10 protein-coding genes are annotated in these 13,926 nt (G+C 73.2%); 3 read left to right on the top strand and 7 right to left on the bottom strand.

Annotated elements, in window-relative coordinates; genetic code table 11:
• Positions 1 to 154 precede the first annotated feature (154 nt).
• Entirely contained in the window at positions 155 to 478 is a 324-nt protein-coding gene (locus OHQ87_RS09400; RefSeq protein WP_328346941.1) for a TraR/DksA family transcriptional regulator, read from the bottom strand.
• A gap of 523 nt (positions 479 to 1,001) precedes the next feature.
• Here OHQ87_RS09400 and OHQ87_RS09395 point away from each other — a divergent pair.
• Positions 1,002 to 2,660, top strand: coding sequence for an FAD-dependent oxidoreductase (locus OHQ87_RS09395; RefSeq protein ID WP_328346939.1), 1,659 nt, complete (start codon positions 1,002 to 1,004; stop codon positions 2,658 to 2,660).
• Positions 2,657 to 4,093 carry an ATP-binding protein gene (locus OHQ87_RS09390; RefSeq protein WP_328346937.1) on the top strand — a complete coding sequence of 479 codons (1,437 nt, stop codon included), beginning with the start codon at positions 2,657 to 2,659 and terminating at the stop codon, positions 4,091 to 4,093. Before OHQ87_RS09395 ends, OHQ87_RS09390 begins: the two co-directional genes overlap by 4 nt.
• A 43-nt stretch (positions 4,094 to 4,136) precedes the next feature.
• Here OHQ87_RS09390 and OHQ87_RS09385 read toward each other — a convergent pair whose 3' ends face one another.
• The 5 genes from OHQ87_RS09385 to OHQ87_RS09365 all read right to left on the bottom strand — a co-directional run bounded on the left by OHQ87_RS09385 (position 4,137) and on the right by OHQ87_RS09365 (position 9,770).
• Complete coding sequence (locus OHQ87_RS09385) at positions 4,137 to 6,272, bottom strand: B12-binding domain-containing radical SAM protein (protein ID WP_328346935.1); 2,136 nt, start codon at positions 6,270 to 6,272, stop codon at positions 4,137 to 4,139.
• Positions 6,273 to 6,282: 10 nt separating this feature from the next.
• Positions 6,283 to 7,683 (bottom strand): TfuA-like protein, encoded by a 1,401-nt coding sequence (locus tag OHQ87_RS09380; RefSeq protein ID WP_328346933.1) that lies wholly within the window; start codon positions 7,681 to 7,683, stop codon positions 6,283 to 6,285.
• The gene (locus OHQ87_RS09375; RefSeq protein ID WP_328346931.1) at positions 7,680 to 8,840 is read right to left on the bottom strand and encodes a YcaO-like family protein; all 1,161 of its coding nucleotides are present in this window, start codon (positions 8,838 to 8,840) and stop codon (positions 7,680 to 7,682) included. Before OHQ87_RS09375 ends, OHQ87_RS09380 begins: the two co-directional genes overlap by 4 nt.
• A 29-nt stretch (positions 8,841 to 8,869) precedes the next feature.
• A complete protein-coding gene (locus OHQ87_RS09370; protein ID WP_282265158.1) occupies positions 8,870 to 9,244 on the bottom strand; it encodes a hypothetical protein in 375 nt (124 codons plus the stop codon).
• Between the two features lie 163 nt (positions 9,245 to 9,407).
• Positions 9,408 to 9,770 (bottom strand): hypothetical protein, encoded by a 363-nt coding sequence (locus OHQ87_RS09365; protein ID WP_328346924.1) that lies wholly within the window; start codon positions 9,768 to 9,770, stop codon positions 9,408 to 9,410.
• Between the two features lie 370 nt (positions 9,771 to 10,140).
• Between OHQ87_RS09365 and OHQ87_RS09360 the strand changes: the two genes are divergently transcribed.
• Positions 10,141 to 10,896 carry a MerR family transcriptional regulator gene (locus tag OHQ87_RS09360; protein WP_328346922.1) on the top strand — a complete coding sequence of 252 codons (756 nt, stop codon included), beginning with the start codon at positions 10,141 to 10,143 and terminating at the stop codon, positions 10,894 to 10,896.
• Here the strand turns inward: OHQ87_RS09360 and OHQ87_RS09355 are convergent.
• A complete protein-coding gene (locus OHQ87_RS09355) occupies positions 10,842 to 13,910 on the bottom strand; it encodes an ATP-binding cassette domain-containing protein (RefSeq protein ID WP_328346920.1) in 3,069 nt (1,022 codons plus the stop codon). The genes OHQ87_RS09360 and OHQ87_RS09355 overlap by 55 nt on opposite strands.
• Between the last annotated feature and the right edge of the window lie 16 nt (positions 13,911 to 13,926).

The following is a 13,926-nucleotide window of genomic DNA, read 5'->3' as shown; positions in this document are numbered from 1 at the left end:
CGAAAGGACGCGGACCTCACCACTGCTCCCGCCGGCACGACCGGGCGGCAGTAGGCGGACCTCCGGTCCGAACTGGCCACGAAGGCGACCCGGTGGTGATCGGACCGGTCCGATCACCACCGGTTCATCGGGGACCGCAGGGGTGGGCGGACGGTCAGCCGTGCGCCCGCTGCTGGCAGGGGACGCAGAAGCGGGCCTGCGGCAACGCCTCCAGCCGTTCCGCCGGAATCGCCACCTGGCAGCGTTCGCAGCGGCCGTAGCTGCCCTCGGCGAGCCGCCGCAACGCCCCGGCCAGGTGGTCGAGGCTCTGCCGGGTGGCCACGAGCAGCGCGGCCCGGGTGTGCGCCTCGGCCGGGTCACCGGTGTCGGCGGTCAGCTCGGTCAGCCGGGCGGTCTGCGCCGCGAACTGATCGGTGAGGGTCTGGCGGAGTCTGGTCAGCCGGTGCTGTCCGGCCTGGTCGTGCAGATCGGTGCTCATGGCAGGTCCTTTCGGGCAGAGCGCCTTCGGGCGCTTCGGGCGACGACGACGTCGGGAGGGGAACGGAAACCCCGGGAAACAGAAAAAGGGCCGAAGCCGAATGGCTTCGCCCTGGTGGCCGTTCCGGAGTAACAGCATTTCTCCGGTGGGCCACGCCCGGCGGGGATCGGGCTCGGCCGCCCCTGGGTGGGCACGACGGCGGGTCGCGCGGCAGCGGTCACCCGAGCCACAGCCGCCGCACCTGCCGCAAGCGCCACCTTCGCCACAACAGCGACGGAAGCCGCGTCGACCGCCCGCGCGGAACCAGCCGCCGACGCCGGACCGGGCACCGACGCCAGGCTCCGGCCGACCACGACCGCCGTCACCGGAGAACCGGTGGCGGTGGGACCGAGCAGTCGGACGGCCGGGGACATGCGGCCCACCATAGGCCGTACCCCGGAGAAAACCAACGGATAACGCACCGAGCCGACCGGCCACCGGCGGCACGGACGCCCGGACGGACCGCTGTGCTTACATGGGCACCATGGCACAGCCGGTGATCCTCACCATCGACGACGACCCCGCCGTCTCCCGGGCGGTGGCCCGGGACATCCGCCGCCGGTACGGCGACCGCTACCGGGTGGTCCGGGCCGACTCCGGCCCCGGCGGACTTACGGCGCTGCGGGAGATCAAGCTGCGCGGTGAACGGGTGGCGGTGCTGCTGGCCGACTACCGGATGCCCGAGATGAACGGCATCCAGTTCCTGGAGGCCGCGATGGACCTCTTCCCGGCCGCCCGCCGGGTGCTGCTGACCGCCTACGCCGACACCGAGGCGGCGATCGACGCGATCAACGTGGTCGACCTGGACCACTACCTGCTCAAGCCGTGGCATCCGCCGGAGGAGAAGCTCTACCCGGTGGTGGACACCCTGTTGGAGTCCTGGGCGGCCAGCCCTGACCAGGCCAGCGACGAGATCCGGGTGGTCGGGCACCGCTGGTCGGCGCCGTCGTTCGCGGTCCGGGACTTCCTCGCCCGCAACCTGGTGCCGTACCGCTGGCTGCTCACCGACGACCCGGAGGGCGGCCGGCTGCTCGCCGCCGCCGGGGCCGACGCGACCGACATACCGCTTGTGGTGACCCCGGACGGCAAGGCGCTGGTCGCCCCGACGGAGGCGGAACTGGCCGCGGTGGCCGGGCTCACCGTCGCCCCGGCCGCCGACTTCTACGACCTGGTGGTGGTCGGCGGCGGGCCGGCCGGGCTCGGCGCGGCCGTGTACGGGGCCTCGGAGGGACTACGCACCGTGCTGGTGGAACGGCGGGCCACCGGCGGCCAGGCCGGGCAGAGCAGCCGGATCGAGAACTATCTCGGCTTCCCCGACGGGGTCTCCGGCGCGCAGCTCACCGACCGGGCCCGCCGACAGGCGCTGAAGTTCGGCGCGGAACTGCTCAGCACCCGCGAGGTGGTGGGGCTGGAGAGCGCCGGGGCGGCCCGGCTGCTGCGTTTCGGCGACGGCAGCACCATCGCCGCGCACACGGTGGTGCTGGCCACCGGGGTGTCCTACCGGGTGCTCGACGCCCCCGGCCTGGCCGACCTGACCGGCCGCGGGGTGTTCTACGGCGCGACGTCAACCGAGGCGCCGAGCTGCGTCGACCAGGACGTCTGGATCGTCGGCGGGGCCAACTCGGCCGGCCAGGCGGCGGTGCACTTCTCCCGGTACGCCAGCCGGGTGCACGTGCTGATCCGGGGCGCCGACCTGACCTCGTCGATGTCGTCGTACCTGATCCAGCAGCTGGAGCGGAACGACCGGATCGTGGTGCACCCGCACACCGAGGTGGTCGGTGGTGAGGGCGACGAGCACCTGGAGCGGCTGCGGCTGCGCGACGCCCGCACCGGCGAGGTACGCGAGGTGGACGCCTCCTGGCTGTTCATCTTCATCGGCGCGGAACCGCGCACCGAGTGGCTGGACGGGGTGCTGGTCCGCGACGAACGGGGCTTCATCGTCGCCGGCCCCGACCTGACGGCGGACGGCCGGCGACCACCCGGTTGGACCCTGGCCCGCGACCCGTACCACCTGGAGTCGAGCCTGCCGGGGGTGTTCGCTGCCGGTGACGTGCGGGCCTCGTCGGTCAAGCGGGTCGCCTCGGCGGTCGGTGAGGGCGCGATGGCCGTCTCGCTGGTACACCGCTACCTGGAGGCACAGTGAGCGACACCGACGAACGACTCACCCCGGACCAGCTGCGGGAGCTTTTCCTCTTCGCCGCCCTCGACCCCGCCCAGCTCGACTGGCTGGCCGCGCACGGCCGGGTCGAGCAGCGGGCCGCCGGCACCGTCGTCTACCCGGAGGGCGAGCCGGCGAGCTGCTTCTTCGTCCTGCTGTCCGGGACGGTGGCGATGAGCCGGCGGGTGCACGGCGACGACATGGAGGTCAACCGCACCGACCAGCGCGGCGTGTACGGCGGGGCCACCCAGGCGTACCTGGGCGGACAGGTCGCCCAGACGTACCTCAACAGCCTGCGGGCGGTCACCGACGCCGAGTTCCTGGTGCTGCCCGCCGAGACGTTCGCCCACGCGGTGCGTACCTGGTTCCCGATGGCGATGCACCTGCTGGAGGGCCTGTTCGTCGGGATGCGCGACACCCAGACCATCGTCGGCGAGCGGGAACGGCTACTCGCCCTGGGCTCGCTCTCCGCCGGGCTCACCCACGAGCTGAACAACCCGGCCGGCGCGGCCGTCCGGGCCACCTCCGCACTGCGCGACCGGGTGGCCGGGATGCGGCACAAGCTGGCGATGATCGCCGACGGTCGGCTCGACGGCCACCGGCTGCACACCCTGGTGGAGTTGCAGGAGGAGGCGGTGAAGCGGGCCGCCCGCGCGCCGCAGCTCTCCCCGATGGCCGCCAGCGACGCCGAGGACGAACTGGCCGACTGGCTGGACGGGCACCGGGTCACCGCCGGCTGGGACCTGGCGCCCACCCTGGTCGCCGCCGGCCTGGACACCGGATGGCTGGACCGGGTGCGGGAGGCGGTCGGCCCGCAGGACCTGGAGTCGGCGGTGCGGTGGCTGTCGTACACGCTGGACACCGAGCAGCTGATGGCCGAGATCGACGACGCGGTCACCCGGATCTCCACCCTGGTCGGGGCGGCCAAGCAGTATTCGCAGCTGGACCGGGCCCCGCACCAGGTGGTCGACGTGCACGACCTGCTCGACGCCACCCTGGTGATGTTCAAGGCGAAGATCCCGCCGGGGGTGCGGGTGGTCCGGGAGTACGACCGTGGCCTGCCGCCCATCCCGGCGTACGCGGCCGAGCTGAACCAGGTGTGGACGAACCTGATCGACAACGCGCTGTCGGCGATGGGCGCGGACGGCACCGTGACGCTGCGCACCTCGCGGGCCGGCGACCTGTTGGCGGTCGAGGTCGCCGACACCGGGCCGGGCATCCCCGAGGTGGTCCGGCCGCGCATCTTCGAACCGTTCTTCACCACCAAGGCGGTCGGCGAGGGCACCGGGCTGGGGTTGGACATCTCGTACCGGATCGTGGTCAACAAGCACCACGGCGACATCCGGGTGGACAGCGTCCCGGGGGCGACCGTGTTCCGGGTGCTGCTGCCGTTCACCGCCCCGGCCCGTACCGCCTGACCGGCCGCCCGAAGCAGCGCGGCCGGCGGCACGGGCCGGAGAGTCAGTCGGTGGCCGCGACGGGTTCGGGCAGGGCGTGCCGGCGCAGCAGCCGCTGGCCGATGAAGGTGCGCCACACCCGGTCGGCGACGGTCGGCTCGACCACCCAGAGCCGGTGCTGTGCCTCGGCCAGGGTGAGCGGGGCGGCGAACAGGTCCAGGAAGACCCGGCTGCTGCGGTTGAGCGCGAAGACCTGCCCGTCGGCCCGGCGGAACAGGTGCCGGTCCATCGGCAGCTGCGCGCCCGGGGTGCCCTCCTGCTCGTCGGCCCGCATCCGCCGGTACGCATCCCACGCCTGCTCGTCGGCCCGGTCGACGAAGACGCCGTTGGCGACGAACTCGGTGCGGTCGTCGTCGTGCTGGCGGACCCGGTCGTGGGCGAGCACGCCGCGCACGTCGGTGCCGTAGCGGTCGTGGTAGAAGAACGAGTGCGGGGTGTCGGTGCTACCCAGCCAGGGCCGGTGGTAATGGCCGGGGTTCAAGGTGGACTTCGCCCGCATCACCTCGTCGTGTGCGGCCTCGGTGACCGGCTCGTCGTAGCGCAGCACCCGGACGATGTCGGAGCCCTCCACCGGACGGACGTTGCTGATGCCGAAGCGCTCCGGCTCCTTGGCCACGATCGCGCCCGGGGTGAGCATGAAGTCGCCGAGGCCGCCGAGGGTCCACAGGTCGGGGTTGTCGCGCAGGAAGCCGATGCTGTCCAGGGCCTCCTCCCGGGTCTCGGTGGGGAACCCGGTGAAGCCCATCATCTGCACCCCGATGTTGGCCTTGGTCATCGCGGTCATCGTCCGGCGGACCTGCTCCGGTCGGGTGCCCTTGTCGATCAGGTCCAGGATGCGCTGGTTGCCGGACTCGAAGCCGACCGAGACGGCCACGCAGCCGCTGCGGCGCAACAGCTCGCAGCGCTCCTCCGACCAGTACTTCTCCAGCCGGATCTCGGCCCCCCAACGGAAGTCCAGGCCCCGTTCGACGACCTTCTCGGCGAACCGCAGGATCGTCGCGGGGGCCAGCACGTCCACCGAGAAGTAGATGAACTTGGCGAACTTCGCCAGCTCCGTCACGTCGGCGATCATCGTGTCGGCGGTGTCCTGCCGCCACGGGCTGGTCGGACCGTCGGTGTTCAGGCCGTAGTCGCAGAAGGTGCACTTGTTCCAGTAGCAGCCCCGGGTGGGCGAGTAGTAGACGAACTTCTCCGGGCTCAGGTAGAGGTCCCAGGGCAGGCCTGAGAAGTCCGGCACCGGGATGTTGCCGAGCCGCTCGTAGCGCAGCGGGAGCTGCCGCTGCCGGCCGTACTTCGGGTGCAGCCGCACGTTGGGGTGCCCGGCCGGCAGGGTGCCCGCCGCCACCGCGTCGAGGATCTCGGTGTACGCGCTCTCCCCCTCGCCGACGACTATCGCGTCGAAGTCGGCGAGCACCTGGAACACCTGCTCGGGGCGGCTGGCGCACTTCCACACGTCGGAGATCTCGGTGCCCCCGGTGATCACGAACGCGTCCGGGCAGGCCTGCCGGATCAGCCGGGCCAGCCAGAGGGTGAACGGGAGCTGCCACTGGTAGGTGGCGCTGATACCGATCACGTCGTACCCGCCCGCGGCCAGCCGGGGGATCAGCACGTCCTCGTAGTACGGCTGGAAGGGCCGGTTGAGCCGGGCCAGCGTCGCCTCGTCGGTGAGCGCGGCGACCGAGCCGATGGAGACCGCCGGCGGTGCCTGCAACCGGAAGCCGGCCCGGAACTGCCCGGGGAAACCGACCGCGCCGAGCGCGTCCATCCAGGAGATGACGCCCTCGACCGCCTCCTGGTAGTGCCGGTAGTCGTAGAACAGCACCGGGTCCTGGAGCACTCCGATCGACCGGCGCAGCCGCTGCGGGTCCGGCTCGGGCAGGCCCAACCGGTTCGCCCGGGCCATCAGCGCGTCCGGGCCGGTCAGGTCGGTCACCGGCGGCCGGGCCAGCTCCCGGCGCAGCCACTCGTACGCCGAGGGGGTGTAGGAGTGGTGGAACGCCTCGATGTTGGCGTCGATGATGTCCGCCGCCCGGTGCCCCTGGGCGCGGGCGTAGGAGTCGAGGTAGTTCAGCGAGTGGTACCCCGAGGTGGGGTCCGTCAGTGGCGGATAGATCAGCGCCGTCTTCACCGTGCCGGTCATCGACTCCTCCTCAGCCCACCCGGACCGGCGTACCGGCCCGGGACTCGTCGTTGACCGGTCCGCCGGGCGCTGCCGGCAGTCGGGGTGGGCCGAAGGCCCTGAGGTACGCGACGAGTGGTTCGGCGGCGTACCGGAACGATTCCAGGTCGACGAAGCCCCGGTCCCAGGCCGCCGCGGCCAGCCCGTCGGGCGGGCAGCCCCACAGCGCGGCGAAGCAGCCGTCGACGACCTCGGTGCGGAAGTGCAGCCGGCCGCCGGGCCGCCGCCCGCCGGTCGTCCGCGGCAGCATCGTCTCGTTGAGCGACATCGCGGTCGCGGCGACCTGCCGGGCGGCGGCCCGCAGCGCGGGCCGGCGCAGCGGCTCGGCCACCATCCACCACGCCAGGCTGCGGTACGGGGTGGTGCCGAAGGCCCGCACCAGCAGCCGCAACGCCGCCTCCCGGGGGTCGAGGTCCCGTTCGGCGTCGGTCAGCCAGTCCTGGCCGGTGGGGCCGCCGGCGAGCAGACCCTGTTCCCGGGCCACCTCGACGGCGCGGTCCTCGACGTCCGGGTCGGCGGGGTCGACCTGTGCCACCCCGGCGAGGACGGCCCGCCGGTGCCGGGCCGGCGACTCGGGGTGCAGCAGCATCAGCACCGCCGCGACGTCGCGGTCGTTGACCCAGTGCCCGCCGACGGTCGCCCCGGCGTGCCGGGAACGCCAACTGTCCAGGAACCGGGTGTGCAGGTTGTCGATCGGTTGGTCGGCCGGGCCGGCCGGGTGCAACTCGGCGGCGTCGGCGGCGGCCAGCGACAGCAGCAGCCGCGCGTCGGCGCCCTTGGCGTCCCAGGGGTCACTCCGGTGCCAGGTCAGGAAACGGTCCACCACCTCGGCGGCGTCCGGTGGCGCGGTGCGTTCCAGGGCCCGGTAGGACCGGCGGCGGAACGGCAGGTCCCGGCAGAGCTGGAGCAGCCGGGCCGCCTCGACGTCGTCGAGCACCCCGGCGGTGACCGCCCGACGCAGCGCGATCCGGACGTTGACCAGGGGTTCGCTCAGGATGCGGTGGCCGTCCTCGGCGGGGCCGTGCACCACTGCCACCTCGTCGTCGCCGGTGACCACCCCGTCGCGGTAGAGCTGGTAGACGTCGCCGACCCCGCGCATCCCGAACGGCCACAGCTCGGCGGCCCGCAACGCGCCCATGCTGGCCGCCCCGGCGACGGTGACGCCCCGGGCGAGCAGGTCGAGGATCTCCCGGTGCCGCACGGGCGGGTGCTGGAGGAAGAACCCGTCGATGATCAGCACCCGGTCGCCGGGTCCGACGTCGAGCCGGAGCAGATCGCCGTGGGCCACCGGCGGGTGGATCCGGGCGTCGGGCAGCAGCCGTTCGACCTGTCCGGCCGGGAGGCTGGGGCCGACGAAGACGATGTCGGTCATGCCGGCACCCCCGGTCGGGTGCTCAGCGCCCGCTCGTCGAACATCCGCAGGCCGGGGGCGAAGACCTTGCTCACCGCGATGCCGATGTCGTCGTGGGTCAGGTCGACGGCGAACGGTTCGACGCCGGTGCTGCGCTGCACCCGAAGGGCCAGTTCGCGCAGCACGTCGGTGACGGTGCCGGTCGGTGGCCGGTCGGCGCGTACCGGACCGGCGGGGCGGTCGACGGTGGGCGGTCGTACCGGCGGCCCGGCGACGTCGTGGTAGGCGGTGGCGTCGATGTCGTCGCGGGCGCCGGAGACCATCACCAGCCGGGACTGGGCGGCCTCGGACATGGCCCGGCCGACCGCGATCTCCGGGTCGACGTGGCAGCCGAAACCGCCGAAGGTGACAGGCAGGTCCGGCGACCAGACCGAGGCGGCGTAGCAGGGCACCCCGATGCTGTTGGTGATGTCGCAGACCTCCACCCAGCAGCCGGCCCGCAGCAGCGCCTCGTGCACGCCCCGGGTCATCGGGTTGGTGGCGGTGCCCGGGTCGGTGTACGTCCGGTCGGCCAGCGCCGAGGTGCAGTACGGGGCGATGCAGTCCCGTTCGATCACCTCCAGCAGGGCGTGCAGGCTGGCCTCGGCGAAGGTGTTGCCGGTGGCCAGGCCGTTGCTGCTGGGGTTGAACAGTGCGCGGGCCCAGCCCCGGCGGACGGTGAAGTCCAGCTCGATGGTGGCCCGGGGCACCAGGCAGGGCGTGCCGGTGACCAGCCCCCGGCCGGCCACCCAGTCGAGCACCACTGCCGAGGTGAGCGGCGAGCGTTCGGCCAGGTGCAGCCAGCGCACGTCGTACGGCAGGTCGAGCCTCTCGGCCGGGGACCGGGTGACGGTCCCCAACCGGAGGTTCTCGGCGTGCCAGGACTCGATGCTCTCCATGACCGCGCTGACCCGCGACTGCGTAGGCGTGGCGCCGGTGCCGACGCTGACCGCCATGGTCGCCCCGACCGGCCGGTAGGCGACGTGCACCGGTAGGCCGATCTCGTCGAGGCGGGTGATGTCGGCGACCCGGGTGATCCGGAACCGGTCGAGCATGGCGGCGACCCGTTCCCAGGTCTGCTCGACGGTGGCCGTCCGGTAGGTGCCGGCGCGGAACGCGATGGTCTCGGTGGTGGGCATCGTGGCTCCCGGCGGGGTGGGGTGGGAACTCAGAGGATGAGGACCGCGACGATGTTGACGTTGTTGTCGGCCGGGGCCTGGACGCCACCGGCCACCGTCTCCAGCTCGGCCTCGGTCAGCTCGTTGAGGTCGACCAGCGGCACCTCGGGCACGTGCAGGACGTGCCGCCCGGGGGTGCCCGACCAGTCGGCGACGATCTCGTCCTTGGTGTAGAGCGTGGTCGGCTGGGCCCGGTCCACCTCGACGGTAGCGCCGGGGCTGACCGGCAGGCCGGCGGCGGTGGCGTAGCCGGTCGGGTCGGCGAGCAGCCGCTGGAGTTCCTCGTCGCTGCGCCACACCGCGGTGACCAGCTCGGAGTATTTGGTGACGAATCTGGCGCCGAACTCCTGCTCTTCGTTGCTCATCGATCGCACCTTTCTTCGGGGTTCGCCGCGTGAAATGGCGTTTAATTGGTGTGACGAGAACGTTAAGAACATCGGTGCCCGACTATCAAGGATTCCGGTCGGCTGCCACCAGAAGCAGCCACGGCACCCCTCGAGCGGCAGACATCGGTGGCAGGCCCGCCGGTCAGGTGCAGCAGCACGGGCAGCAGCAGGCGCAGCTGGAGTCCAACCCGGCCACCACGCTGTCCAGTTCGTCCTCGGCCAACTCCACCTCGGTCACCGGCAGCAACGCCGGCACGAAGAGCACGAAGGTGCCGGTGGACGACGCCTGTTGCCACGAGCTGACCTGCGCCTCCAGGTCGGGGTCGGCGTCGGCGACGTCCCGGACCACGCGGACCTGCACGTCCTCGGGCAGGCCGAGGCCGTACTCGGCGAGCAACGTCCGGGGGGCACGGTCCAGCGCCCGCTCCCGGGCCGGGTCGGCCCACACATCGGCGACCAACCGGCTGTAGGCGGCAACGAAGACCGCCCGATCGACAGGTGTCACGGTTCCTGCTCCCTTCGACGGCCGGGTCGCGCCTGCGGCGCGGCGACGGCGGGGGCGGCCCGGCCAATCCCGGGCCACCCGATTTCGCTTCATCCTGGGTCAGCCGGAGCGGGCCGGGATCACCCCGGGGGGAATTTCATCGAATGTGGCCGCGAATGGGGCGGGAAACGGCGGAACTCGGGTAATGCGGAATAGCTGTGATCGTGCGGTCACGGAGGATAATGGTTCACCACCGTCGGGGGCAAGTAGTGGTTCCCCTTCTGTCCCCCGCGGGTCGCCCCGCCATACTCTCGGCCCCGGGGAGCCCGCCGTCCGCCGCAACCGGCCGGCAGGTCGCCGTACCCCGTCCCCGACGCCTGCGGAGGCCACCGTGACCATCGACCGGGTGACGACCGGACCGGCGACCGCCGGCACCGCGGTCGGCTACACCGTGGAGGAACTCGCCCGCAAGGTGGGGATGTCGGCGCGCAACATCCGCGCCCACCAGGCTCGCCGCCTGTTGGCCCCACCGGTACGCCGGGGGCGGGTCGCGCTCTACGACGACTCCCACGTCCGCCGGCTGGACGCCATCCTGACCCTGCAACGGCAGGGCTTCAACCTGGTGTCCATCGAGGCGATGCTCGGCGTGCGGGCCAGCGACGAGGCACCCGACGGGCTGACCGCGATGCTGCAACGGTTGGCCACCGAGCGGCCCGCGCTGACCCACGCGCTGACCCGACACGGGGTGATCGGACGGGCCCCGGACGGGACGGTACGCACGGTGCGGCCCCGGCCGCTACGCGCCGCCCTGGACCTGCACCGGGTACGGATGGGCACGGTGCCGGCGTTGCAGGCCCTCAGCGAGGTGCTCGACAGCGTCCGACCGCTCGCCGACGAACTGGTCGCGGCCGTCACCGCCCGGATGCTGGCCCTCGCCCCCGAACTCGGCGGCACCGCGTCCCGGTCGTCCTGGGCCGACGTCGACCGGGAGACGATCCTGCTGACCCAGGGCGTGGTCAACGTGCTCACCGAGGCGTTCCGGTTGGCGGTGGAGAACCAGGCCGAGGCGCACGTCGCCGACCTGCTGGAGAATCACCTCGGCGCGGAGTTGTCCGTCGAGGACGGCAGCCCCGTCGACAACGGCTGACCGTCGCGCGGCGGCTGCTCCCCGGGCGGCGGGGGGCTGTCGGGCTCGGTGAGCAACTGCCGCCGGGCCAGCCGGTGGAACAACCCGTCGGGCTGCTCCATCAGCTCGGCGTAGCTGCCCCGCTGCACGATGCGTCCCTGGTCGAGCACCACGATGACGTCCGCGTCGCGCACCGTGGACAGCCGGTGCGCGATCACCAGGCGGGTGGCCGCCAGCGTCGCCGTGCTCCGGGTCACCACCTCCTGGGTACGGTTGTCCAGCGCGCTTGTCGCCTCGTCGAAGAAGAGGATCCGGGGTCGGGGCGCCAACGCGCGGGCGATCAGCACCCGCTGCCGCTGCCCGACCGAGAGGGTGCCACCGCCGAACGGCACCATCGTGCTCATCCCCATCGGCAACGCCTCCAGGTCGTCGGCGAGCCCCGCCATCCGGGCCGCCTCCCAGACCTCGTCCAGGGTGAACCCGCCGGCGCCGCAGATGTTGTCGCGTACCGAGCCGGCGAAGAGCTGACCGTCCTGGAGGACCACCCCGCACTGCCGTCGGACCGCCTGCACGTCCAGTTCGGACAGGTCCTGCCCGTCGTAGAGCACCGCGCCCTGCTGGGGGCGTTCGAAGCCGAGCAGCAGGCGCAGCAGGGTGGACTTGCCGCATCCGCTGGGCCCGACCACCGCGACGAACTCGCCGGGCCGCACGTGCAGGTCGACGTCGACGAGCACCGGCGGGTCGTCGGGCTGGTAGGCGAAGGTGAGCCGGTGCAGGCCGATCCCACCACGTAGCTCCCCCGGGTCCACCCGGTCCGGCCGGGCCTCCGGTTCGGCGGCCAGGATGTCGCGCAGGCTGCCCAGCCGGGGCACCGCGGCGATCACCTCGACCCCGGCGGAGACCAGCACCAGCAGCGCGCCGAGCAGCATCGCGAACCCGACGTTGAGCACGAAGAAGTCGGTAGGCGACACCTGCCCGGCCAGCGGGCCCATCAGGACGGCGAAGAGCACCAGCTGGCCGGCGACCGGCAGTACGGTGGCGAAGGCGATCAGCCCGGCCTGGCTCTGCCGGACCCGTTGCAGCGCCGCCCGCGCGGTGGCGGCCAGCTCCGACCAGCGGGCGTGGGCGCGGGACTCCGCGGCGGCCAGCTTGAGCTTGACGATGCCGCCGAGCAGCTGGTTGGTCATCGCCGCCGCCCGGTGTTCGGCGGCCAGCGCGGCCCGCTGCTGCCCCACCACACGCAGCGTGAACACGGCGAAGGCCAGCCCGCTGACCACGACGACGCCCAACCCCCACAGGCCCAGCACCGGCTCGACGAGCAGCAGCATGGCGGTGGTCACCAGCACGGTCGCCGCGGCGGTGAGCAGCTGCGGCAGCAGGGCGCTGAGCGCCTCCCCGACGAAGGCGACGCCGAGCATCGAGTTGGCGATCTCGCCGCTGCTGCGCCGGCTGAAGAAGCGGGCCGGCAGCCGCATCAACCGGTCCCACAGGGCCAGTTGCACGCCGGACTGCATCCGGCCGTCCAACCGCAGCAGCAGCAGATTCTGCGCGACGCCGAGCAGGCCGGCCACCACGGCCGCGCTGAGCATCAGGGCGAGGAACCCGGACAGCCCCTCGACCTCGCCGCGCCTCGCCAGTTGGCCGAGCACCGCGCCGGTGGCCAGTGGCACGCCCAGGCCGAGCACCGCCACACAGCCAGCGGCCAGCAGCAGGGTGCGCACGTCGCGGGCCGCGCCGACCAGGCCGGCGCGCAACAGGTGCCGCATCGAGGTGACGTGCGGCAGTGGGGCCTGGACCTGGGTGGCCGCGGTGGCCAGACCGGCGGCGAAGGCCGACTCGATCCGGCGGTGGACCCGGGTCTCCGGATCCACCCGGTGGTAGCGGCCCCGGCGGAACATCATGGGCACCGCCACCGGCGGCCCGCCGCCGTCGCCGTCCCGCCAGCCGATCAGCGGCCCCAGGTCCCGCCGCCACCACCGGTCGGGCAGCCGGACGTCCCGCAGGAACAGGCTGGAGGACCGGGCGACGGCGTGTACGGCGGCCCGCTCGCCGTCCGGTGTCCGGCTCCGGTCGGCCGGCTCCTCGACGGTGACGTCCCACCCGGCGGTGACCACCCGCAGCACCGCCGCCGCCGGCCCGAACAGGTCGAACTCGGTGGCCCGTTCCGGCACGGCCACCGCCTCGCCGGCGCCGATCACCCCGATCGAGCGGCGGGCCGCCGCGGCCACCACGGCGGCGTCGGCCTGCCGGCGACGCTCGACGGCGTCCAGCAGCGCGGCGTCGGCGTCGGCGACGCGCGCCTCCACCGTGCGCAGCAGCCGGGCCACGTGCTGGTCCACCGCCACCCGGAGCTGGCCGGCGGCGAGCAGATCGGCGCTGGCCTGGCTCTCCACCACACACGGCGCGTCGGCCACCACCCAGTCCCGGCCGGCGACCAGCAGCAGTTCCTGCTCGCCGGACGTCTCACTGGGGCCGCCGTCGTTGCGGCGCAGGTGACCACCGGCGCAGCGCAGCCACCACACCCCGCCGGTGGCGGTCAGCGTGCTGCCCTGCGCCAGCGAGACGATCTCGCGGCCGGCCAGGGTGGACGCCTCCCGGGGCGCCTGGCCCCGGCGCAGCGCGTCGGCGAGGGTGAGCAACACCAGGTCGACGGCGGCGACCAGCTGCGCGGCGGCGGCCCGTGCGCGCACCCCCGCCGCGTCGGCCGGCCCCCGCTGCCGGCGGACCTGCCGTTGCAGCACCGACAGCTCACCGACGCCGAGCCCGCGCAGCTCGGTGCCGGGCAGCGGCACCAGGATCAGCTGCCAGGCGCCGATCGCGGTGGACGTCGGCACCAGCCCACCGGCGGGCAGCCGGGCCACGTGGAACCGGCGCGACGGGTACAGCCCCGAGCGGCGCACCGCGAACAGGTCGGCCTCGCCGCCGGTGATCAGCCAGCCGGCGTCCGGCCCGTCCAGCCGGCAGGTCCGGCGTACGGCGTCGCCGCAGAAACCGATCAGGCCGCCGACCGGGGTGTCCGGCGTCGTACCGCTCATCGTCGTCTCCTCGCCT

It is taken from the genome of Micromonospora sp. NBC_00421 (assembly GCF_036017915.1).
In the GTDB taxonomy this organism is placed as follows: Bacteria; Actinomycetota; Actinomycetes; order Mycobacteriales; family Micromonosporaceae; genus Micromonospora.
Note: the sequence above shows the minus strand (reverse complement) of the source record. Positions and strands in the feature narration are given on the sequence as shown.